The organism is Candidatus Eisenbacteria bacterium (assembly GCA_005893305.1).
Taxonomy (GTDB): domain Bacteria; phylum Eisenbacteria; class RBG-16-71-46; order SZUA-252; family SZUA-252; genus WS-9.
Genome location: VBOZ01000007.1, coordinates 17,885 through 41,006, shown reverse-complemented (window position 1 = coordinate 41,006; position 23,122 = coordinate 17,885). Strand labels below are relative to the sequence as shown.

Sequence of the window (23,122 nt, the reverse complement as noted above, 5' to 3'; positions counted from 1 at the left end):
GGACGGTCGAACGTAGGGATTTTATGGTGATTTTCGTTCGGAACCGGCCCAGGAGGAGCGGCATGTTCGGACCAGTGCGGATCGCATCGGCGCTCGCGGCATGGCTTTGCCTTTGCGTCTTTGGGTTGGCCCCGGCCGCCGAAGCGGCCCAGCTGCGCGAGGTGACGGAGCGTGTCTTCCCCTTCAAACCGGGGGGCGAGCTCGACATCTCGAGCCAGAACGGCCGGATTACCGTCGAGGCGTGGGACCGCCCGGAGGCGCGAATTCAGATCACGCGCACCGTCCGCGCCAACAGCGAAAGTCGGGCCGCGGAGCTGATGAAGGAGCTTCGCGCCGACGTGACGGTCGGCGACGGGCGGATCGAGATCGAGAGCCAGTACCCGAAGCGCTCCGAAAGCGTCGGGATCTGGGACGTGCTCGGGCAGCGGGTTACGTCCTTGAACATCCACTATTACGTGCAGGTGCCGGCGGACACCCGGCTCCACCTCGAGACTTCCAACGGGGAGTTGCAAGTCCGAGGCACTTCGGCGGCGCTCGTCGGGCAGACCGTGAACGGCAACGTGGAGGTGACGTCGACGAGCGGTTCGGTCGATGTCAGTACCACGAACGGGAACGTCCATCTGGTCGGGACTCGCGGCGCGGCCCAGGCCAGCACGACGAACGGCGCGATCGAGGTGGAGATCCGGAAGCTCGACCCGGGCGCGGGCGTCGAGCTCTCGACGACGAACGGGAACTTGACGGCCATGCTCCCGGCGGAGCTCAAGGCGCAGCTGGATGCCGAGACGACGAACGGGCGCGTCAGCATCGGTTACCCGATCGAGATGGTCGGGAAGTCGAGCTCGAAGATGGTGCGGGGCCGGATCGGCGGTGGCGGCGCCGTCGTGAGCCTCACGACGACGAACGGAAACATCGTGGTCACGCGGGTCGGCGAGAGCCGCCGCAACTGATCGAGGAAGGGGACTTCGTGGCCAGCACGATACCGCACAGCAACATCACCGCCACCGGGCCGATGACCCGTGGCGATTTCCTTTTGATGCTCTACTGGTATGCCGACACCAACGCGGTCCCGAACGTGGTGGGGATCCGGGGGCTCTCCGTCCTCACCCGCCTCGCGCTCATTCTGGGGAGCGAGGAGGGGCTCGACCGCGTCATCAAGCCGTTCTTCACGTTTCACGCGGCACCGAACGGCGGGGTCGCGAGCGCCGACGTCTGGACCGAGCTTCTCGGTCTGCGCGCCTATCAGATCGTCGTTCCCCTGCCGGTCGACGAGCCGATGCCGGCGGAAGAGCTGAGCGAGCGGCGGTTCATGCTCGACAAGCTCATCCCGGTCCATGAGAGGGCGCTCTACCCGATGCCCACCCAGTACGAGCGCGACGCTCTCACGAACAAGGGCACATTCTTCGCCGCGAAGCGGGAGGACCAGATGGTCGCGCGGCAGATCGCCGTTTTCAAGACGGTGGCCGACCTCGCCCGGCTTCCGCTGGTGGAGCTGACCGGGCGGGCGGTCCCGTACCTGCGCGTTCCGGCGGCGCGGTAGCGCCGCGCGGCGCGCCCGTCCCGACGCCGAAACGAGCCTGCGATGCTTCGATCCATCCTCTACGCGCTCTCCGTCCTTCTCGCGCTGCGCTTCGTATCGGTCATCGCAAGGATGATCACCGCGGGAAAGGGGCCGGGACCCCAGGGTAACGGGGGATCTCAGGGCAACGAGGGGTCTCAGCGCAACGAGGGGCCTCAAGATCGCGGGGAGGGGCCGCTCCGAACCGGCGAACGCCCGCCGCGCTCACGTGTCCAGCGCTCGGACGCGGTCGATGTGCCGTTCACCGACATTCCGCCCGACTCACCGCCCGACTCCCCGCCGTGAGCGACGACAAACCGCTCGACCTCTTTCCCGATCGCGCCGGCGGCCGCCGCGCCGCCCAGACGCCTCTCGCGGATCGAGTCCGCCCCACGACACTCGATGAGTTCGAGGGGAGGGAGGCGTTTCTTGGGCCGGGCTCGCTCCTCGGCTCGGCCATCGAATCCGGAGTTCTACCTTCCCTCATCCTCTGGGGCCCTCCAGGGAGCGGGAAGACCACGCTGGCGCGGCTCCTCGCCAAGGCGAGCGGCGCCGACTTCGTAGCGTTCAGCGCGGTCACATCGGGCGTGAAGGACGTGCGCGAGGTGATCGAGCGCGCGCGCGCGTCGCGGCGCGCGACCGGGACGGCGACACTCCTCTTCATCGACGAGATCCACCGCTTCAACAAGGCGCAGCAGGATGCCTTCCTGCCACACGTCGAGGACGGAACGATCGTGTTGATGGGCGCGACCACCGAGAACCCGTCGTTCGAGGTGAACAACGCCCTCCTCTCGCGGATGAAGGTGATCGTGCTCCCGATGCTGGAGCCGGACGCCCTCGTCCGGATCCTCCGCCGCGCGCTCGAGGAGAAGGAGCACGGGTTGGGCCGCTCCGGGGTCACTTCTTCCGAAGACACCCTGAAGCTCATCGCATCGATCTCGGGCGGGGACGCGCGGATCGCCCTTCAGACGCTCGAGATCGCGGCCGGGTTGGCTCTCGGGGCGAAGCGGAAGGAGATCGCCGCGGAGGACGTGCGCGAGGCCGCGCAGCGACGCGCCCTCCCCTATGACCGCGTGGGGGAGGAGCACTTCAACATCATCTCGGCGCTCCACAAGTGCATCCGTGGGAGTGACCCCGACGCGGGGCTCTACTGGCTCGCGAGAATGCTCGAGGCGGGGGAGGATCCGCTTTACGTGGCCCGCCGGCTCGTGCGCTTTGCCTCGGAGGACGTCGGGCTGGCCGATCCCGACGCGCTCCGGCTCGCGATGGCGGTTCGCGACGCCGTCCATTTCCTCGGGATGCCGGAGGGGAATACCGCTCTCGCGCAGCTCGTCGTTTACTTGGCCCTCGCGCCCAAGAGCAACTCGATCTATACGGCGTATCAGCGCGCCTCGCGGGATGCGCTCGAGAAACCACCCTACCCGGTGCCGCTCTGGATCCGGAACGCCCCGACGAAGCTCATGAAAGATCTGGGCTACGGCGAGGACTACGAGTACGCGCACGATTACGACGACGCGATCGTGACGCAGCGCTACCTACCGGACGAGCTGGGGGAGGCGCGCTACTGGAAGGGCGTTCCGCGCGGGGCCGAGAAGGAGCTGCTCGAGCGGTTGGAGCAAATCCGGGCGGAGAAGGCGCGGCGCGGCCAGGGGAAGCCGGAGCGCAAGGGCAAAGAGAAGGGGAAGAAGTAGCCGCCACGGCGTTGCCGCCTCCGCGCCGACCTGATAGGCTCCCGCCGCGTGACGCTTCCTCTCGATCGCCACTGGAAAAACGTCTCCTCGCTCCTCGGCGTCGAGGGTTTCTACGGCGTCGCCCTGTCGCTCATCTCGATGGTGGCGGTCCTCCCCGTTTTCCTGAGCCGGCTCGGCGCGACCAATACTGTCATCGGCGCGCTTCCCGTGATCTGGCTTCTCGCCACGAACTTCCCTGGCGCCTTCGCGGCCCACTTTACCGGCGGCCTCGCGCATCGCAAGCGGGCGGTCATCATCCTCCACCTGCTCGCTGGGATCCCGTGGCTGTTCCTCGCCGCGTGGTTCGGCATCCTCGGACGCCCCTCCGGAGCGGTGGATATTCTCGCTCTCCTCATCGGCTGGGGCGCGTCGTGGATCGTCATGGGCTTCACGATTCCAGTCTGGATCAACTTCATCGCAAAGGTGACGCGCCCCGAGCTGCGCGCGCGAACATTCGGGACGATCTTCTTCTTCCAGACGCTCATGGGCGCGATCGGAGGGTGGGTCGGGAGCCGGTTGCTCGGCTCGAGCCTTCCGTTCCCCCTGAACTACGCACTCGGATTTCTGGTCGCGGGCATCTGCATGAGCATCGGGAGCTTCTTCTTTCTCCCGGTCCGCGAGGACGCCGGCGGGACAACGAAACCGAGCCCCGCGTTCGCGACCGTGCTTCGCTATACCCGCGAGATCCTCGCCGACCGGACGGGCCTTCGGGTTTACCTCACGGTCCTGCTCCTCTCCGTGGGCCGCTTCATGCTGATCACGTACTATCCGGTCTTCGCCGAATCCCGCTTCTCACTCCAGCCGCGCGACTCGGCCATCTACACCTCCATTTGCATGGCGGGACAGATGATCGGTAGCGTTCTCGTGGGGACGATCGGGGACCGGTTCGGCTACTCGCGCGTCGCGGTGGTCGCGATGGCGGCTCTCACCCTCGGGCTCTCGCTAGCGATCTGGGGAAGCCATCCGGCTTTCTACTACTGCACCGCGTTCGTGCTCGGCATTTTCATCGTGTCCGACGTCCTGGCGCTCTTCAACCTATCGATGGCGTTCTCCCCGCATGAGGACAACACCGCCTACATCGGCATCATTCCCGCAATCGTGACGCCGTTCACGGCCCTCGTCGCCGGCTCCTCGGGAGCATTCATCGATCGCTTTGGATTCATTCCCATCGCGTGGGTTGGGCTTGCGGGCGCGGTGGTGTCGCTCTATCTTGTGATCTTCCGTCTTCCTGAGCCTGCCTACTCCCTAGCCGGAAGGAGGGGAACCTCGTGATCCGTCGACCACTCACTGTTCGGACAAATCTTGCGGCCCGGATCCTAGGGCTGCTCCTCGCCACTGCTGCCGCAGCCGCGGCCTTCACGACCCCCGCGCAGGCGCTTCCGCTCTACGCCTCGAGGGAGGGCAGGAACTGCATCTCCTGCCACTTCGATCCCAACGGCAGCGCGATGCGGAACGAATTCGGGTTCAACTACGGGAAGAACCGCCATTCGATGGGGGAAGAGGAGCGCTGGTCCAAGGTCACCGTGAATCCTCAACTCAACGACTGGATCCGTTTGGGGTTGGATACGAGGTTCATGTACTACGCGTCCCACCAAGAGGGGGTGTCGAATTTCACGGCCTCGACCTTCTTCCCGATGGAGGGAAACCTACGTATAGCGATCCAGCCGCACGACTACCTCACCATCGTCGGAACGCACGGGCTGGTGATTGAATATGCCAGCTTTCCGGCCCCCTACGTGGCCCGGGAGCTTTACGGGCTGTTCCACGGATTTGCAAAGGATCTATATATTCAGGTGGGCCGCTTCCGGCTCCCCTTCGGGCTTCGCCAGGAAGACCACACCTCGTTCACGCGGACGACCCTCGTGCTTCCGTACGACTCCCAGATGGAGGACGCTGGCATCGAGGTAGGCGCGATCGGGAACAATTGGTTTGGGGAGGCCTCCTTCACAAATGGTGGTGATCCATTTGGGCAGAATGCGAGCACTTACGCTGCGAAGTTCGGCCGGGCGTCCAGGGCATTCCAGTTCGGCCTGTCTGGGTACGACAGGGAATCGGCCTTCACGCCGGACATATACCGGTGGTCGCTCTATGCGTCGACCACGCGCGGCCGCTGGACGTTCCTGGGCGAATATGTCTCGAACGATTTCAATCCGGACGTGAGTCGCAAGGCGGCGTTCACGGAGGTCGTCTATCGACTGTCGCGAGGACTCGATCTCCGCGCGAAGATGGATTACTACGGGCCTCCGTCTGGGGTGATATTCAACGAAATCTGGCGCCGCTATCTCGCCGAGGTGGACATCTGCCCCATGCCGTTCACCGACATCAAGGTGTCGTACCGCCGCTACAACTATTCCATTAACAGGGACCAGGACGAATACTTCGCGATGCTCTTCATTCCGTTCTGAGAGGAAGGCGCGGTAGCGCGGGCGGGCCGAGTCCGGAAGAACTACTTGTACGCGGGGATCCCCGTGACGGCTTCGCCGAGCACGAGGGTGTGGATGTCGTGGGTGCCTTCGTAGGTGTAAACGCTCTCCAAGTTGCACATGTGGCGGCCGCACTGGTACTCGTCGGTAATCCCGTTGGCCCCGAGGATCGAGCGCGCGAGCCGCGCGCACTGTAGGCCAACGTCCACGTTGTTCATCTTCCCGAGCGAGACCTGGTGCGCCTTCACCTTGCCGGCGTCCTTGAGCCGGCCGAGCTGGATCGCGAGAAGCTGTCCCTTGGTGATCTCGCGAATCATCCAGGCGAGCTTCTCCTGCACCATTTGAAAGCCCGCGATCGAGCGATCGAACTGGATACGTGACTTCGAGCACTCCAGCGCCACGTGGTAGCAGGCCATCGCGGCACCAAGTCCGCCCCACGCGATCCCGTATCGGGCTTGGTTGAGGCAACCTAGCGGCCCTTTCAGCCCCTCGACGCCGGGTAGGATGTTGTCGAGGGGGACACGGCAATCCTGAAACGTCAGCTCCGAGGTCACGGAGGCGCGGAGCGACCACTTGCCGTGGATGTCCTTCGTGGAGTAGCCGGGCGTGCCCTTGTCGACGAGGAACCCACGAATCACGCCGTCCAGGCGTCCCCAGACGATCGCCACGTGCGCGATCCCGCCGTTCGTGATCCACATCTTGCTTCCGTTCAGGATGTAGGAATTGCCGTCTTTGCGGGCGGACGTGCGCATGCCGGACGGATTGGAGCCGAAGTCCGCCTCGGTGAGCCCGAAGCAGCCGATTACCTCTCCCTTCACCATCCCCGGGAGATACTTCTCCTTCTGCGCGTCCGATCCGTACGTGTAGATCGGATACATGCAGAGCGCGCCCTGGACGGAGACGAAGGAGCGAATGCCGCTGTCGCCGCGCTCCAGCTCCTGCATGATGAGCCCGTACGCGACGTTGTTGAGCCCGGCGGCGCCGTAGCCCTGCAGATTCGCTCCCAACATGCCCAGCTCGGCCATCCCTGGAATCAAGTCCGCGGGAAACGTGCCTTCGCGATTGTGCTTCTCGATGACGGGGAGCACCCGGTCGCTGACAAATCTCCGGACGGAATCGCGGACGAGAATCTCCTCGTCGCTGAAGAGGCCGTCGATCTCCAGGAAATCGACTCCGTCGAACTTCTGCATGATTCCTCCGGGTGAACCGAAGCGGGGCCGACGCTGCTTCGGAGCCGACGAGCATAGCGGCGGGGACCAGGGGGCGCAACGAGGGAGTTCGCGTCTCGGCGGCCCGAACGGCCGCCGCATCCCGACCGGAAATGTATAAGGCCGCCGGGAGGGGTGCCGGCGGCCTCGTTTGCGGGGAGGTGGCTTTCGCCTACCAGCCCGCCTTGCCTGCCGAGTAGCGGGAGAAGTGCCTGAGCTCGGTCATGACCCCGCACATATTCGCGGGGTAGGGCGCGGCGGCGGTCTCGGGGTTGTTGCTCAGGTCCTTGTCGCACACCATGTCGACCCACGCTCTGCCGGTCTCGTCGTACCAGTAGATCGAAAGCGTGTCGGTCGAGGTGTCGGTGTTGTTGATGGAGAGCGCAAGCTTGACCGGCTCGTGGAACTGGTTCAGCGAAGCAGGGAAGATGCTCAGATCGCAGATCATCACGGTCGAGTCTTCCATCGACATCGTCACCGATCCGCGTCCGTCGAACGCGCCCGGCGGGATCATGAGGTAGAACCTTCCGCAGCGCATCTTCGCGCCGACCGAGCCGTCCACCTCCTCCACAACGTCCACCATCCTGCTCGACGATCCGGAATCCGGGAGGACGCCGGCGGGTTTCGGTCCGCCGAGCGGGGACGCCGTCCAGCTCGTGGTGCCGTCCGGATGGACCACAAGGACATCCGGACCTGACCGGAAGGAAGGTTCGCCGCCGCCGCCGCCACCGATCGACGCCGGGCCGACCGGGGAGTTCCCGCAGCCTGAGAAGGCAGTGATTGCGAATGCGAGTAGAGCCCAGGTGGCGATCTGCCTGGAGATTCTCATGACGTCGGCCTCCGGTCGGGTGCGGGGGCCGCAGGACGGGCGGCCGCTTCGGTCTGGGCGACGTAGCGAATGTAGGCGTCGCGGATGAAATACGTGGCGATGACTGCCAGGAACGCGCTCATGTAGCCCCACGTCAGGAACAGGATCGCGAACAGGTATCCAAGGAGCTTCAGCACCACCGCGCCGACGAGCTCGTACGAGAAAGCGAAGCTCGTGCGCCAGACCGTCCAGATCGCCTCACGGCGATGGAGCGCCACGACGCCCGAGACCAGCCAGGTGTTGAGCAGGAAGTAGGTCAAGCCGGACAAGAGGAGCGGCACCGCGTTGAGCGGCGACAGGATCGCGTCCACGCTCGAGCTCATCCCGCCCGTATGCGAGAAGACCAGGGAGGCGGCGGCGACCGTCAACGCGCACGCCGCGGAATTGAAGAGCGCCTGGTACCACGCCCTCCGCCGGAACAGGAGGTCCGCGATGAGACCCGCCGTCGCCGTCACCGCGATCGCGGAGGAGGGCGACAGGAGGATCAGCGTGGCGAAGTTCGCGGCGTTCGCCATGCTGAGGTATCCACGCCCCTTGGGCGCCGGGAGCCAAAGCACCTCGCCCAGCAGGTTGGCCAGCAGCCAGAACCACAGAGACAGCCAGCCGATCGTAGGATCGGGAGCGCCCACACCCCAGAGCGCGATCCCTCCCGCCGCGACGACAAGTGCGATGTAGCCGGTGAGGAGCATCGTTTCTCCCTAGAAGGAGACGAGCCCGATCAACGTCGCGGCCGCAGCCGCGATCCGGAAGAGCACTTTCTTCGGCAACCGTGTCATCTGAGCCTCCCTTTTGTGCCCGGCCGAGCCCACCGGGCCGCCGGTTCTCACCCACTTACCCAATCCCACGACTACGTGGACGCATGGGCCGTGCCGGGAGGGGGTGTTCGCACAACGTATTTATTTACAGTAGGTTACGATATACGCCCGGAGATCGCCCGAGGGGCGGAGGGCGGAATCTCGCAGGGAGTGGTCGGATCGAACCAGGAACGGGGGCGGGGGCTGGGCCGTCTGGCGGGGTGCGCTTCGAATACGTTATAGTCCCACGCGCGTTGGCTAGGGATCATACCCGCCCGCCGTTGGACCTCGTGCAACCAAGGTTGTCCCCATCGTCTAGCCTGGCCTAGGACACCGCCCTTTCACGGCGGCAACAGGGGTTCGAATCCCCTTGGGGACACCACAATCAAACAGCAGTCGCTTGTCTTCCAGCCGAACTATGCCCATCGGATACCGTTTGTAGTTGGTGTAGAGCCGTGGATCCGCCTCGTTCGAGATTCGGGCTAGCGCGACAGACGGTCGGGGAGTAGCCTTCGCCCTCTCCCCCCACGATTTGGAGTAGCCAGCCCTTCGGAGGTGCCAATGCCTCAGATCCGGTCAGCGCTCGCGCGCCTCTCTTTATCGGCGATTCTTTTCATCCTCCTTGACCTGATGATCCCGTCATGCGCCCCTACGCTGAAGCAAATGCCCGTCAGCGAATCGGCCGCGCGGTCTGAAGCCGAAAAACAGCGGGAAATGGCGCTCGAAGTCTGGGTTAAGAAGCAGGACCGCTTGGGAGCGGTTTCCTACCGCCTGACTCGGGCATCAGCAGAGCTTTGCGGCGAACAGCGTGCCATTTATGGATTCGTTGCGCACGATGTCGGCTCCTATTCCAAGGACTACCGTGAAGCCGCTATCAAGTACTTCGGGTTGGGTGACTGCCCCGTGGTGCGCAACGTACAACCCAATTTCCCGGCTGCCCTGGCGGGTCTTCAGCCGGGCGACTCACTCAAGGCGATCAATGGAAAGAGTGTTGAGGGGAAGACGACTCTACAGGCCATGGAGATGCTCCTTAAGGCGTCCTCGAGTACTGATTCGCTAAAGCTCGATGTACGACGAAAGGGCCAGATTCTTAATCTCTCGATGCTCGGTGTGCCCGCGTGTGACTATCCGGTTCTCGCAACAGAGGACGACGTGGTGAACGCGTATGCGGATGGAGAGAAGGTCTTCATCGCAAGCGGAATGCTGCGGTTCACCGAAGACGATGACGAGCTGGCCTTCGTCGTCGGGCATGAGCTTTCCCATGATGCCCTCGGGCACATCGGGAAGAAGAAGGGGAACTCTCTGCTCGGTGCGATCCTGGACGTCGCCGTCGCTGCCACAACCGGGGTCAATACCGGGGGCATGTTCAGCAACGCCGCTGCAAATGCGTTCTCGCAGCGGTTTGAGGCAGAGGCTGACTACGAGGGTCTGTACATGGCCGCCAGGGCTGGATTCGATATCACGAAGGCTCCCAATTTCTGGCGACGGATGGCCGCCGAGCACCCCGGGAGTATCAAGAAAAACTTCACGGCATCTCATCCGAGCACGCCGGAGCGCTTCATAGCCATGGAGAACGCTGTCACCGAAATTCAATCGAAACGCAATAGGGGAATAGCTCTCGTCCCAGAGAAGGCCAGTGAAAGGGGCCCATCAACTTCGCGTCCCACGAGCACAATACCTACCCGACCGGACTCCGCGGAGCAGTCCAACGCCGGATCCTCCAGGGTCCCTTCGGATACCCTGACCACGGCACGTGCGACGAGGGACTCCACAAAGCAGCACGGCGACGCGCCTTTCAAGGTCATCCTGGGGGACGGCTCAGTGATCCCAGCGCGATCAGTCCGACCTTGGGGCGTTGGCCAGGTCAAAGTGACGAGCCCCATGGGTCAAAGTCAATACATTGACTCAAGTAGTATCAGGTCAATCTTGGACCAGGATGGTCATGACTGGACAGAGGATGTCGTGGATCGCGGCAAGCGGTTGCCGCGCGAGTAACCCTTACAACGGAGCCCCTTGAGGATCTCCCGATCGGGGTTCCAATTCCACCTGCACCGTGGCACTCTCACCTCCGCTCGAGAGCCCAACCAAGCTGACCATCGGGGGCGGTGAAGCCGCGCCCTCACCTCAAGTTAGGAGAACGCATGCTGATCAGCGACAAGATGGCGGCCGCCATCAATACGCAGATAGGAAACGAATTCGGGGCTTGCCTCCAGTACGTCTCGATCGCAGCCCACTTCGGCACCGAGAATCTGCCCGAACTCTCGAAGCACTTCCACAAGCAGGCGATGGAAGAGAAGGATCACGCGCTCCGGTTCGTGAATTACGTGGTCGACGCGGGTGCCCGCGTGGTGATCCCGGCCATCCCGGCGCCGAAGTCGGGATTCAAGACCGCCGAGGAGGCGGTTCAGCTGTCGCTGGATTGGGAGGAGACGGTCACGAAGCAGATCAGCGGCCTGGTCGATCTCGCGATCAAGGAGAACGACCACATCACGCGGAACTTCTTACAATGGTTCGTGAACGAGCAGCTCGAGGAGGTCTCGAGCATGGACCAGCTCCTGAGCATCGTGCGGCGTGCGGGCGAAAACGGGCTCCTCTTCGTGGAGGATTATCTGGCGCGTCGCGGAGGCATCTCGGTGCCTTCGGCTGCGGCGGACGCCACGTAGCAGCCACCTTCGACGGCTACGCGGGGTTTGATTTCCGCAGGATGCTGACCTGAAATATGAAGGGGCTGGCCCCGAGAGGGACCGGCCCCATTTTCATTCCGCCCTTACTGCGAGAGTCCGAAACCTAGTTTGACGTCGAAGGACTCCCCGAGCCGCTGGGCGCCGAGGCGACTTCCTTGCCGTCCGCGTCGCGGTAGGCGATCGAGCCCAGGTTCAACTTGGAGATCTGAGGCTCGATCTTGGCCCGATCCCCGACGGCCACGACCACCATCCGATCCGGAACCAAGTGCCGCTTCGCGACGTCCGCCACATCGGACACCTGAATCGCGTCCATCCGCGCCGGCAGCGTCTGGTAGTAGTCGAGCGGCAGATCGTAGAGGTAGATGCCGGACATCGTGCCGGCCGTGGAGGACGTGGTCTCGAAGTTCGCAGGGAGCGAGCGCACGATCGACTCCTTCGCGAGCTTCAGCTCGTCAGGTGTCACGCCGCCGTCCTTGATCTTCGCGACTTCCTTCAGGATCTCCTCGATCGACGGCCCCGTCACGTCGCCCCGCACGGCGGCACCCGCCATGAGCGGACCGACCGCCCGGTTCTGTCCGATGAACGAGAACGCGCCGTAGCTGTAGCCCTTGTCTTCGCGGAGATTCATGTTGATGCGGCTGGAGAAGAGCCCGCCCAGGACCGTGTTCATGACGTCGAGCTTCTCGTAGTCCGGGTCGGAGCGCTTCACGCCCATCTGTCCCGCGAGGAGCATCGTCTGATTGTTGCCCGGCTTGTCCACGATCACCACGCGGGAGGTCACCGTGGTCCCGGCCGCGGGAGTCAAGGCGGCGGTGGCTTCACCCTTCCACGAGCCGAAGGCGTCGGTGGCCAGCTTCTTCGCCTCGGCCAGCGTGACGTCTCCAACCAGGATCAACGCCGCGTTCTTCGGGCTGAACGTCGACTTGTAGAGGGTCGCGAGATCCGCGCGCGACATCTTCTTGAGCGATTCCTCGGTGCCGAGCGCCGTGTGGCCGTACGGATGCGTCGGGCCGAAGAGGCAGGCGTTCATGACGCGGAGCGCGGTGGGCCACGGCTGGTCGCGCTGCTGCATGAGCGCGGTCAGGCGATCGTTCCGGACCCGCTCCAATTCCTTCTCAGCGAACGCCGGGTTCTCGACGACGTCCGACAGGATGGCCAATGACGCCGACGCGTTCTGCTTGAGCGAGCGCACGCTGGCGTTGCTTCCGTCGGTCTGGGTTCCCGTGCTCAGCGAAGCCCCCAGCGCGTAGATCTCATTCGCGATCTGGAGCGCGTCACGCTTCGTCGTGCCTTCGTCGAGCATGGATGCCGTGAAGCCGGCGAGCCCGGGGAGGTCGGTCGGATCCGCGGCGCTGCCCGACCGGAACACAAGATTCGCCGCGACGATCGGCAGCTCGTGCGCCTCGACGACGTAGAGCGCCAAGCCGTTCGGAAGCTCCATGCGCTTCGCCGACGGGAGCTGAGCCTTCACCTCGGGGCCGGGGCTGGGCACCGTGTTCCGCCACGGCTCCTTCGACTCGACCTGGGTCGTCGCCTTTTCGGGCTTCGGCGGGGCAGCGGGGTCGGGCGGAAGCTTCTTGTCGCCCGGCACGGCGTAGACCACCACGCGCGCATTCTTCTTGAGCTGATCGCTCGCGAACTTCTTCACCGAGGCCGGGCTGACCGCCGCGAATCGCGCGAGGTCCTTGTTCAGGTAGTTCGGATCCTTCAGGTGATGGTTGTACTGGTTCAGGCGGTCCGCGACCCCGGAGAATCCGCCGAAGTTCTCGAGGCTGGTCACCGTCTCCGAGTAGATCGAGTTCTGGGTCGCGGCGACCTCCTCCGCCGTCGGGCCGTCCGCCGCGAAGCGCGCGAGCTCCTCGTCGATCGCCTTCTCGACCTCATCCGGGGTCTTGCCCGGCTTCACGGTCGCCGTGAGCTGGAAGACCGAGCCGAGGGAGTACGACTGCTGCACGACGGAGACGTCCTGGCAGATCTGCTTCTCGTAGACGAGGGACTTATAGAGCCGGCTCGCCTTGCCGCCGCCCAGGATCTGGGCCGCGACGCCTGCGTCGGCGTCCCCGGGCTTGAAGATCGGAGAGGTCAGCCAGGACATGTAGACGCGGGGGAGCGTGATCTTGTCGGTCACGGTCGCGCGCCGCTCCTGGGTGATCGGGGGCGTCGTCGCGGTGATCGGCGGCACGTCCGCGCCGCGCGGGATCGAGCCGTAGTACTTCTCGACGAGCGCCTTCGTCTTCACCTTGTCGATGTCGCCGACGATGACGAGGCTCGCGTTGTTGGGGCAGTAGTACCGGCGGAAGAACTCCTTCACGTCCTCGAGCTTCGCCGCCTGGATATCCTCGTGCGACCCGATCACGTACGGGTAATACGGGTGATCCTTGGGGAAGATCATGTGCCACATTTCTTCTTCGACGATTCCATAGGGCGTGTTCTCGCCACTCTGGCGGCGCTCGTTTCGGACCACGTCCTGCTGGTTCGCGAGGGACGCCGCGTCGATCTTGTCGAGGAGGAAGCCCATGCGGTCGCTCTCGAGCCAGAGCGCGAGCTCCAGCTGATTCGACGGCAGGTCCTCCAGGTAGTTCGTGCGGTCGAAGTCGGTCGTGCCGTTGATGAAGGACGCGCCGGCCCCTTCGAGGTACTTCCAGATCTGGTCCTCGCCGACGTGGCCGGAAGACTGGAACATCATGTGCTCGAAGAGGTGGGCGAAGCCGGTGCGGCCGGCGGTTTCATTCGCCGGGCCGACGTGGTACCAGGTGTTCACCGCGACCAGCGGGAGGCGGTGATCTTCGCGGAGGATCACCTCGAGACCGTTCGGGAGCGTATATTTCTCGACCTCGAGCTTGACCGCCGGCGGCTTGACGCCGGCGGAATGGGCGGGCGCCGCGGATGCGGTTACCATGGCGGCGGCCAAGACGAGACCGACGGCGAGCGGGGCCCGGCCGTGGCCTCGGATACGACGAAAGCTAGACTGCGAGTCCATTCAGTTTCTCCTTAGGTATATGGGGGTCGCCAGCGCGGGAATGACATCCATACCGGGAAAGTGCTCCCGATGTTCCGAGAATCCCGCCTTCCTGTCAAGGATCGCCCTCTTCCTGCTTCCTCTCCTCCTGCTGGCTGTCCGCGCTGCCCCTGACTCGAATGCTCGGAGCAACCCGACCGCGCTCGAGAATGCGCGCCCGGGAACCCGAAATTGGGGACTATCGAAACCGGCAACAAACAGGGAGATAGAGGGTTACGCATCGGCCTCGAGCGTGGCTCCCGGCGGAAGCCTCCCGCTCCACGTCAGCGCGAAATCCCACCTGTTTGATATCGATGTCTACCGACTTGGTTGGTACGGCGGCCTCGGTGCGAGGCGGGTTGCCGAGGCCAGGGGACTTAAGGGGGCGCGGCGGGGGACGCCGCCCCCGCGGGCGGGCGACGGGCTCGTCGCCTGCGATTGGCCGGTCTCGTACTCGGTCGCCGTAGGGTCCGATTGGGTAAGCGGCATCTACCTTGCCCGGCTTACCGGGAAGGACGACGGCAGGCAGGCGTTCGTCCCGTTCGTGGTGCGCGAGGGCGCGGGCGGGACGCAGGGCCGCGAGGACGCCCCCTGGGATCGCGCGGGCCTCCTCTTCCAGAGCTCCGTCACGACCTGGCAGGCCTACAACAACTGGGGCGGGAAGAGCCTCTACGACTTCAACAGCAGCGGAGGGAAGCGCGCCCGGCGCGTCTCCTTCGACCGGCCTTACGGATCCGGCGTGGGCGCCTGGACGGGCCTCGGGGCCGGCGAGCTTCTCACCGTGGCCCACGCCCCGCGTCCGGCGGGGTGGGAGTACCCGATGCTCCGCTGGCTCGAGCGCTCGGGGTACCACGTGGGGTACGCGACCGACCTCGACGTCCAGAGGGATCCTGGGTTGCTCCAGGGAAGGCGCGGATTTTTGATCGTGGGGCACGACGAGTACTGGTCTCGTGTCATGCGGGATCGGATCGAGGCGGCCCGCGATCGAGGGACGAACCTCGGGATATTCGCGGCGAACGTCGGCTACTGGCAGATTCGCCTCGAGGCTCCGTCGGCTGGTGGAGAATCCCGAATCATGTTTTGCGCCAAGGACGCGGCCCTCGACTCGCTCTACGACACGGACGCGGACAAGGACCTGACCGTCCGATTTCGGGATCTCCACCCGAGGAGGCCGGAGGTCGCGCTCGTCGGGATGATGATCTCGGGGGAGAACGTGGAATCCGATTTCGTCCCGCTCCCGGAGCAGCGGAAGCACTGGGCGTACGATGGGACCGGGATCGCGCGTGGGACGACCAGCAGCCTTCCCGGCCTGGGCGGCTATGAGGTGGATCGCTCGTTCGCGGACGATTCGCTATACGGCCGGTGGTCTCCCAAGGGATTGACGGTGCTCGCGCGCACCCCGATCGCGCCCCCGAACGGGCACCGTTCGGTCACCGAGACTTCTGTCTACACCGCACCCTCAGGGGCGATCGTTTTCTCGACGGGGACGATGCAATGGTCCTGGGGTCTGGACGACTGGGGGGCGCCAAGGCTCCGGCCGAAGCGAAGCCATCCCGACGTGGAGCGGATTACGAGGAATGTACTGAAAGCGTTTTTCCGCGGTAGCGGGTGATCGCGAGGTCGACGATCTCCTCGATGAGCCCACCGAGATCCCGCCCCGACTCGCGCGCCGCGGTCGCGAACTCGGCCGTCGAGTGGAGCCAGGGGTTCGGGTTCACCTCGAGGGTGTAGATCGTACCGTCCTCCGTGAGCCTGAGGTCGACGCGCCCGTAGTCCCGGATTTCGAGCGCGCGGAACGCCGACATGGCGGTTTCCTCAATCCGTTTTCGCGTCTCCTCGGACAGGTCTTTCGGGACGCGGAGCTTCGTCCGCTGGTAGGCCTCCGTGCCGCGCTCCCACTTCACCTCGGTTCCCGCGATGCGGGGTGTTCCCGCGGGCAAATCCGAAAGGTCGAGCTCGATCGCCGGGAGCGCTTCAGGCGGGTCGTTGCCCAGCACGGAGACGTAGAGCTCCCGCCCCTCGATGTACTCCTCGATCAGGACCGGCGTGTCGAGATCGGCGTGGAGGGCGTCGATCCGCTCCATCATCTCCTTGATGGAGCCGACCACGGCGTTGAACTCGATGCCGATCGATCCGTCCTCGCGCTTTGGCTTCACGATGACCGGAAAGCGAAGGTCGTCGGACCACTGGAGCCGGCCCCGGTAGACGGTCGCGAAGTGGGGCGTGCGGATTCCGTGGAATTGGAAGAGCCGCTTCGCGACCGATTTGTCCTGCGCCAGGTGAAGGCCCGACGGTCCGGAGCCCGTGTAGGGAAGGCCCAGCAGATCGAGGTAGGCCGCGATGTTGATGTCCTTGGTATCGTCGCCGGCATACGATTCGGTGAGGTTGAAGATGAGATCGAAATCGACGCCGGCCAGGCCCTTGAGCGAGCGGACCCGTCCGTCGAGGCAGTAGTACTCGGGTTGGTGTCCCCGTTTCGCGAGCGCGTCGAAAATCTCCTCGCGATCGGACTTCAAGCGCTTCCGGCGGGGCCCTTTTCCGGCGCCCTCGGGGGGCGCGACGCGCTCCTCTTCCTGGGCCTCGTGCCAGGCGTCGTAGAGGATGCCGATCTTGAGCGGGGCCGCGACGGTCATGCGCCGCGAGTCTACCATCGGGCCGGCTCGTGAAAAAAAGTGCTTTACAAAAGGGGCTCCAGGACCGATAATTCTCCTAGTTGCCTGACGGTAGTTAGTAGCACGGACTGTGCATGACTGGTACGCCGCGGGGTTAACTTTCCTGCGGCTTTTCTTGTATCTGGGCGATTCGTCGCCCGGATAGCCCGACCAAGGTGGCCGGGCAGTGCCGCCCGCGAGGCGGCGTGGTGGGGTGTTGCACCCCGTAGTAGAAGGAGCAGAAACAGTGGCGAACGGAACGCGGCGTTGTTGACCAGGATGTCGAGCTTCGAGAGGAGCGTCTTCGCTTCCGCCAGCGCGTGCGACACCGCCTTCCGGTCGCGCACATCGAAGGCGAGCGGTTGGAGTTCGACATCGTCCGGGGCCCGAAGGGCCTCCAGGCTGCGAACGTCCGCAAGGCGTAAGTAGCCGAAGAATCACCGAACCTCGGTAGTGAGACGGGGCGACGCCGCGAGGCGCCGCCCCGATCTCGTTTTTACGGCGCGGGGCCGCTCCGGCGCACGCCTCTACTTCTTGAGGGTCTCGGCGAAGTCGGAGATCGCGGCGGCCAGCGAGTCGGGCTGGTCAAGCTGAACGAGGTGGGCCGAGCCCCAGATCCGGTGCCCGATGGCGGGGCCGGCGGTCTCGTAGCCAAACCGCTTCCTCGCGCTGGTCCAAGATTCCTGTGGCGGCCACGTGGTGTCGATCGACACGACCATGATGGGAGCCTTGAGGGTCCGGATGCTGGGTCTTAGGTCGGCCCGCCAGGCATCGCGGAAATATTCCACGAGGACATCGCGAGGCACCATGCCGGCCTTCGCGATGACCGAGTCGATCTGGCTCGAGTCGCGTGTCATGGGCTCGAAGACGCCGCGGAGAAAGAGCGGATAGCGCTGCGTCATGATCTGCTCGAGATTCGCGACGCGCTCCGAGGCGACCTCGGCCTCGGCGTAGGTCTCCGTCTCGATCGTGACGACCCCGACCGCCCGGTCGGGATGCTTGGCCGCCTCCTCCAGCGCCACGAGCCCGCCATAGGAGTGACCCACCAAGAGCGCCTGCTTCACCTTTCGCTCCCGGAGCGTCCGGTCGAGCGCCTCCGTCACCGAGGCCACCGACACGTTTGGGATCGAGGCGCTCTGGCCATGTCCCGGCAGGTCGACGAGCAGGAGCTTGTAGCGCCCTTCGAGTCTCGAGGCGAGGCGGTTCCATACGGTCCGGTCCTGGCCGAGGCTGTGGATGAGGACGAGCGTCGGCTTTCCGCTCCCGCGCTCGGCGACGGCGAGCGGCGGCGGACCGGGGAGCGCGGTGGAGGGCAAGAAGGGCCCGAGGAGGAGGGCCAGCAGCGCCGCGCCCAAGGCTCTCCAAGGTCGGAGCGGGGATCGATTCATGGTCACGTTCCTGCCTTCCTCCGGTGGAGCGCGGGGACCGCTGCCTGATCGGTGGGCATCAGCAAGATCGATTGCACGTTGACGTGCTGCGGCCGCGTCACCGCCCAGTGCACCGCGTCGGCCACGTCCTCGCCTCGAAGCGGTTGGACTCCTTCGTAGACCGTCGAGGCGCGCGCCTGATCTCCCTTGAACCGCACGATGCTGAATTCGGTTTCCGCCAGCCCCGGCTCCACGTTGGTGATCCGGATTCCGGTGCCCAGCACGTCGTATCGGAGGGCGTCCGAGATGGCCCGGACGGCGAATTTCGTGGCGGAGTAGACCGCGCCGCCGGCGTAGACCTGGTGTCCCGCGACGGAGCCGATGTTCACGACGTGTCCTCGTCCCCGCTCGAGCATGCCGGGGAGAGCCGCGCGCGTGACGTAGAGGAGGCCCTTCACGTTGGTGTCGATCATCTGGTCCCAGTCGTCCGGGTTTCCCGACTGAATGGGATCGAGCGCGAGGGCGAGGCCGGCGTTGTTGACCAGGATGTCGAGCTTCGAGAGGAGCGTCTTCGCTTCCGCCAGCGCGTGCGACACCGCCTTCCGGTCGCGCACATCGAAGGCGAGCGTCGCGACCTCCACCCGATGGCTCGATCGGATCTCCTTCGCGACGCGCTCGAGCCGGTCCGTGCGGCGTCCGGTGATCGCCACGTGGCACCCGGCGGCGGCCAAGCGGCGGGCAATGGCCTCGCCGAATCCGCTCGTCGCTCCCGTCACCAGCGCCCAGCGGCCCTGGAGCTCAGACATGAGAATTCCTCCCGGCGTCCTTCGAAGTGCGCGCGAGCGGCGAGGATACCATCGAAGCGGCTGGCGGGGCGCCGGAAGGTGCCCTAGACTCCCGCGGCGCGCCGTGCGGCGTCCCGCTCCAGGGAGGGTGGTCGCGATCTTCGACGTTCTCGTGGTGGGTGGTGGGATTCATGGCGCGGCCGTGGCTCGCGACGCCTCGCTCCGCGGCCTCTCCGTGCTCGTGCTCGAAGCCGGCGATCTCGCATCCGCCACGAGCAGCCGCACGTCGAAGCTGATCCACGGCGGAATCCGCTATCTCGAGACCGCCCAGTTCGGATTGGTGCGCGAGGCGCTCCGCGAGCGGGCCGTCCTCCTCGAGACCGCGCCGGCGTTCGTCCGGCCGCTCCCCTTCATGATCCCGCACTACCGTGGCGAGGGTCGTCCCGCCGCGTGGGTCGCCCTCGGGCTCGCGCTCTACGCCGCGCTGGCCGGGCGGCAGCCGCTGGCCGGCGGGCACTCCCTGACGGAGCACCGCCGCCTCGGCGCGTCGGAGACGCTCTCGATGGAGCCGGGGCTCCGGCGGGACGGCCTCGTCGGGAGCTCCCTTTTCTGGGATGCGCAGATGGACGACGCGCTCCTCTGCGTCGCGATCGCGGTGGATGCGGGGCGGGCCGGCGCGGAGGTGAAGACGCATACCGCGCTCACCTCGCTCCGGCGCGAGGGCGGGATCTGGAAGGCACGTCACAAGGACACGATCGACGCCACGGAGGGTGAGTCCGCCGCCGGGGTCGTCGTGAACGCGGCGGGGCCGTGGGCGGACGAGATCCGAGCGATGGCGGTCGGCGCCCGGCAGTCCACCGTCCGGCGCACGCGGGGGACGCACATCGTGCTCCCGGGGATCGCCGGGGAACGGGCGCTGCTCCTGACCGCCCGCCGGGACGGCCGGGTATTCTTCGTGCTCCCGTGGGGGCGGTATTCCCTGATCGGGACGACCGACGCGGACGATGAGAGCCCGCCCGAGAAGGTCGCGCCGCCCAGGGAGGACATTCGGTACTTGATCGAGGAGGCGGGCCTGGCGTTTCCCGCGGCCGCCGCCGGCCGCCCCGTCCGCGCGTTCGCCGGGCTCCGTCCGCTCGCGAGGAGCCGGGCCGGGAACCCGTGGTCCAATCCACGCGGATACCGGTTGATTCTCGAGGAAGGGATGATCTCGGTCGTCGGCGGGAAGTACACGACGCATCGGAGTCTCGCGGAGCGCGTCGTCGATCGCGTCGTGGAGATGTCGGGGAGGCCCGCGGGCGAATGTCGCACCGCGAAGACGCCCATCGGAACGGATCGCGCGGGCCGCATCAACGCGCTCCGCGAGCGGCATCCCGGGACGTTGAAGCTCGGCGAGGGTCTCGTGCTCGACGAGGCCGAGGTCGTCGACGCCGTGATCGCGGAGAAGGCGCGACGGCTCGAGGACGTGCTCCTCCGTCGCACCCGGCTATGGCTCGACGCGCGGGCGCTCCGACGCGCCGCTGCCCCGGTGGCCGCGTGGATGGCGCAGCGCTTGGGATGGGGCGCGGCGCGGTCTGAAGAAGAGATCGGGCGGCTCACGCGCTCGCTGGACGATGAAGAGCGGAGGATCGAGGAGGGAACGCGATGAGCGGAGCGGGAGACGTCCGGGTGCTCGCGATTGACCAGGGAACGACCGGGAGCACGGCGATGCTTTTGGACGGGGAGGGCGCGGTCGTCGCGCGCGGCTACGCCGAGCTGCCGCAGCACTTCCCGCAGCCGGGCTGGGTCGAGCACGACGGCGAGGAGATCTGGGAGGCGACGCTCCGCGCGGTCCGGGACGCCCTCGCCCGCGACCCGAGGGCGGGCGCCGCTCTCACGGCGATCGGAATCACGAATCAGCGCGAGACGACGCTCGTGTGGGATCGGCAAACCTCGCGGCCCATCGCGCGGGCGATCGTGTGGCAAGACCGCCGCACCGCTCCCAAGTGCGAGGCGCTCCGCCGCGCTGGGCACGAGCGCGCGATCTCGCGGCGGACGGGTCTCAGGCTCGATCCCTATTTCTCGGCGACCAAGCTCGAGTGGCTCGTCGACCACGCGCCGGGCGCCCGCGCCCGCGCGAGGAAGGGCGAGCTCGCGTTCGGGACGGTCGACTCGTGGCTTCTCTGGAAGCTCACGGGCGGGCGCGTCCACGCGACCGATCCCACCAACGCGAGCCGGACCCTGCTCTACGACATCCGCCGCCACGGCTGGGACGACGGACTCCTATCGTTGTTCCGGGTTCCGCGGTCGTTGCTCCCCGAGGTGCGCCCATCGGCCGGTGATTTCGGCGTCACGCGCGGCCTTCTCGGGATTCCCGACGGCGTCCCGATCCGCGGCATGGCGGGGGACCAGCAGGCCGCCCTCTTCGGGCAGGGGTGCGTCGCGGCGGGGGGGCTCAAGAACACGTACGGGACAGGCTGCTTCCTCATGCTCCACACCGGCAAGAAGCCGGTGGCCTCCCGCAGCGGCCTTCTCACAACGGTCGCGTGCGGTCCGAGGGGGGAGGGAGCCTACGCGCTCGAGGGGAGCGTGTTCGTGGCCGGCGCGGCGATCCAGTGGCTTCGCGACGGCCTTGGGATCCTGGCGTCCGCCGCCGACTCGGAGCCGCTCGCTCGGTCGGTCCCTGACACGGGCGGTACCTACCTCGTCCCCGCGTTCGTGGGGCTCGGCGCGCCGTACTGGCGCCCCGATGCGAGGGGCATCTGGTGCGGGCTCACGAGGGGCACGACGCGCGCCCACCTGGCGCGCGCGGCGCTGGAGTCGATCGCGTTCCAGTCGAGGGACGTGGTCGAGGCGATGAATCGGGAGGCGGGGGTCAGGATCCGCCGCCTCCTCGTCGACGGGGGCGCGACGCAGAACGACTTCCTCATGCAATTCCAGGCCGACGTCCTGGGAGTGCCGATCGAGCGGCCTTCGATGGCGGAAGCAACGGCGCTCGGCGCCGCGCATCTGGCGGGAATTGGGATCGGGCTCTGGCCGCACGCGGGCGCGATCCCGGAAGCGGGCGGATCGGCGAAGATGTTCCAGCCCGCGATGTCACGCGCGGAGCGCGACCGTCAGGTCGCGGGCTGGCGGGACGCGATCTCGCTCCTCCTCAACGCCCCGCGACGCTCCGGCGCCCCGCGGCGCCCTAGCGCCCCGGCACGCTCTCGAGCCAGTCGATCATCGAAGCGATGATCTTCTCGCGTCCGATCTCCATCAGCACCTCGTGATAGAGGGTCGGGTAGAGGCGAAGGGACACCATGCCGGGCGGCGCGGACTCGGCCCACCGCCGGCTTCCCTCCGGGTCCGCGATCGGGTCGGCGGCTCCGTGCAGGAGCAGCGTTGCGATCGGGAGATCGTGCGCGCGCTTCCGAAGCGTCGATCGCATCGCCTGGAATTCGAGGAAGAGACGCGCGCTGATCTTGTAGTGGACGAGCGGATCCAGCGAATGCTCTCGGACGACCTCGGGATCGTGTGACAGCATCGAGGGGAGGATCATGTTCCCCTGCGAGAATCCGGGCCAGACGCGCACGAGGAGCTGAGCCGCCTTCACCTTGAGCATGGAAGGCGTAAACGCGAGCTGGAACGGGGGCGCGGAGAGGACGAGCCGCTCGACGCGTCCCGGGTTCATGAGCGCCCAGTCGAGCGCGACGAACGCTCCCATGCTGTGACCGAGGAGTGACCACCGCCGGGTCGGGACAGCCGCCTTCGCCCGGTCCATCCAAGCCGTGACCGCCGACCGATACTCGTCCCACGAGTCGACGTGGCCGCGCTTGCCGTACGACTTTCCGTGGCCCGGGAGGTCGATCGCTTGGGCCGCGAAGCCGCGGGCCCCGAGCGCGGCGCCGATCGGGATGTAACGCCCGGCATGGTCTCCGAGCCCGTGCAGGATCCCGATGCCCTTCGGCGCGCCCGGATCGCCCATTTCCCAGCCGGCGATCTCGCCGCGCGGCAACTCGATCCGAAATTCCGAGATCGTCTCGCTTGTCATTCCAACCCCGTGGAGTCCCGAACGTTGCATCGCCTGGATGGTTCCAGCAT

20 protein-coding genes and 1 tRNA gene are annotated in these 23,122 nt (G+C 66.1%); 12 read left to right on the top strand and 9 right to left on the bottom strand.

Annotated elements, in window-relative coordinates; translation table 11 throughout:
* Positions 1-23: 23 nt before the first annotated feature.
* The 6 genes from E6K79_01255 to E6K79_01230 are packed head-to-tail and all read left to right on the top strand — an operon-like array spanning position 24 to position 5,690.
* Complete coding sequence (locus E6K79_01255; GenBank protein TMQ66908.1) at positions 24-947, top strand: DUF4097 domain-containing protein; 924 nt, start codon at positions 24-26, stop codon at positions 945-947.
* Positions 948-964: 17 nt separating this feature from the next.
* Positions 965-1,537 carry a hypothetical protein gene (locus E6K79_01250; protein ID TMQ66907.1) on the top strand — a complete coding sequence of 191 codons (573 nt, stop codon included), beginning with the start codon at positions 965-967 and terminating at the stop codon, positions 1,535-1,537.
* Positions 1,538-1,579: 42 nt separating this feature from the next.
* Positions 1,580-1,861, top strand: a complete 282-nt coding sequence (locus tag E6K79_01245) for a hypothetical protein (protein ID TMQ66906.1) — start codon at positions 1,580-1,582, stop codon at positions 1,859-1,861.
* Positions 1,858-3,246 (top strand): replication-associated recombination protein A, encoded by a 1,389-nt coding sequence (locus E6K79_01240; protein TMQ66905.1) that lies wholly within the window; start codon positions 1,858-1,860, stop codon positions 3,244-3,246. Before E6K79_01245 ends, E6K79_01240 begins: the two co-directional genes overlap by 4 nt.
* Positions 3,247-3,294: 48 nt before the next feature.
* Entirely contained in the window at positions 3,295-4,557 is a 1,263-nt protein-coding gene (locus E6K79_01235; GenBank protein TMQ66904.1) for an MFS transporter, read from the top strand.
* Complete coding sequence (locus E6K79_01230) at positions 4,554-5,690, top strand: hypothetical protein (GenBank protein ID TMQ66903.1); 1,137 nt, start codon at positions 4,554-4,556, stop codon at positions 5,688-5,690. The genes E6K79_01235 and E6K79_01230 overlap by 4 nt, the downstream gene beginning before the upstream one ends.
* 41 nt (positions 5,691-5,731) lie before the next feature.
* On the opposite strand, the gene E6K79_01225 is transcribed toward E6K79_01230, so the two are convergent.
* The 3 genes from E6K79_01225 to E6K79_01215 form a co-directional block, all read right to left on the bottom strand.
* A complete protein-coding gene (locus E6K79_01225; GenBank protein TMQ66902.1) occupies positions 5,732-6,898 on the bottom strand; it encodes an acyl-CoA dehydrogenase in 1,167 nt (388 codons plus the stop codon).
* A gap of 190 nt (positions 6,899-7,088) precedes the next feature.
* Positions 7,089-7,745, bottom strand: coding sequence for a hypothetical protein (locus tag E6K79_01220; protein ID TMQ66901.1), 657 nt, complete (start codon positions 7,743-7,745; stop codon positions 7,089-7,091).
* Positions 7,742-8,473, bottom strand: a complete 732-nt coding sequence (locus tag E6K79_01215) for a hypothetical protein (GenBank protein ID TMQ66900.1) — start codon at positions 8,471-8,473, stop codon at positions 7,742-7,744. The genes E6K79_01220 and E6K79_01215 overlap by 4 nt, the downstream gene beginning before the upstream one ends.
* 409 nt (positions 8,474-8,882) lie before the next feature.
* On the opposite strand from E6K79_01215, the gene E6K79_01210 reads away from it, so the two are divergent.
* The 3 genes from E6K79_01210 to E6K79_01200 all read left to right on the top strand — a co-directional run bounded on the left by E6K79_01210 (position 8,883) and on the right by E6K79_01200 (position 11,241).
* Positions 8,883-8,960, top strand: a tRNA-Glu gene (locus E6K79_01210).
* A gap of 179 nt (positions 8,961-9,139) precedes the next feature.
* On the top strand, positions 9,140-10,573 hold the full coding sequence (locus E6K79_01205; GenBank protein TMQ66899.1) for a PDZ domain-containing protein: 1,434 nt from the start codon (positions 9,140-9,142) through the stop codon (positions 10,571-10,573).
* 146 nt (positions 10,574-10,719) lie between these two features.
* Positions 10,720-11,241, top strand: a complete 522-nt coding sequence (locus E6K79_01200; protein ID TMQ66898.1) for a ferritin — start codon at positions 10,720-10,722, stop codon at positions 11,239-11,241.
* A gap of 124 nt (positions 11,242-11,365) precedes the next feature.
* Here the strand turns inward: E6K79_01200 and E6K79_01195 are convergent, their stop codons facing one another.
* On the bottom strand, positions 11,366-14,242 hold the full coding sequence (locus E6K79_01195; protein ID TMQ66897.1) for an insulinase family protein: 2,877 nt from the start codon (positions 14,240-14,242) through the stop codon (positions 11,366-11,368).
* A 271-nt stretch (positions 14,243-14,513) separates the two neighbouring features.
* Between E6K79_01195 and E6K79_01190 the strand changes: the two genes are divergently transcribed.
* Complete coding sequence (locus tag E6K79_01190; GenBank protein ID TMQ66896.1) at positions 14,514-15,872, top strand: hypothetical protein; 1,359 nt, start codon at positions 14,514-14,516, stop codon at positions 15,870-15,872.
* On the opposite strand, the gene E6K79_01185 is transcribed toward E6K79_01190, so the two are convergent.
* The 4 genes from E6K79_01185 to E6K79_01170 form a co-directional block, all read right to left on the bottom strand.
* Positions 15,829-16,893, bottom strand: a complete 1,065-nt coding sequence (locus E6K79_01185) for an ATP-grasp domain-containing protein (protein TMQ66895.1) — start codon at positions 16,891-16,893, stop codon at positions 15,829-15,831. The genes E6K79_01190 and E6K79_01185 overlap by 44 nt on opposite strands.
* Positions 16,894-16,937: 44 nt before the next feature.
* The gene (locus E6K79_01180) at positions 16,938-17,312 is read right to left on the bottom strand and encodes a hypothetical protein (protein TMQ66918.1); all 375 of its coding nucleotides are present in this window, start codon (positions 17,310-17,312) and stop codon (positions 16,938-16,940) included.
* A 126-nt stretch (positions 17,313-17,438) separates the two neighbouring features.
* Positions 17,439-18,299: an alpha/beta hydrolase gene (locus E6K79_01175; protein TMQ66894.1), complete on the bottom strand. Its 861-nt coding sequence runs from the start codon at positions 18,297-18,299 to the stop codon at positions 17,439-17,441.
* Between the two features lie 2 nt (positions 18,300-18,301).
* A complete protein-coding gene (locus E6K79_01170; protein TMQ66893.1) occupies positions 18,302-19,084 on the bottom strand; it encodes an SDR family NAD(P)-dependent oxidoreductase in 783 nt (260 codons plus the stop codon).
* On the opposite strand from E6K79_01170, the gene E6K79_01165 reads away from it, so the two are divergent.
* Positions 19,020-20,708: a glycerol-3-phosphate dehydrogenase/oxidase gene (locus E6K79_01165; protein TMQ66892.1), complete on the top strand. Its 1,689-nt coding sequence runs from the start codon at positions 19,020-19,022 to the stop codon at positions 20,706-20,708. The two genes, E6K79_01170 and E6K79_01165, sit on opposite strands and share 65 nt — an antisense overlap.
* The gene (gene glpK / locus E6K79_01160) at positions 20,705-22,276 is read left to right on the top strand and encodes a glycerol kinase GlpK (GenBank protein ID TMQ66891.1); all 1,572 of its coding nucleotides are present in this window, start codon (positions 20,705-20,707) and stop codon (positions 22,274-22,276) included. The genes E6K79_01165 and glpK overlap by 4 nt, the downstream gene beginning before the upstream one ends.
* Here the strand turns inward: glpK and E6K79_01155 are convergent.
* Positions 22,230-23,102, bottom strand: coding sequence for a lysophospholipase (locus tag E6K79_01155; protein TMQ66890.1), 873 nt, complete (start codon positions 23,100-23,102; stop codon positions 22,230-22,232). The genes glpK and E6K79_01155 overlap by 47 nt on opposite strands.
* Positions 23,103-23,122: the final 20 nt, after the last annotated feature.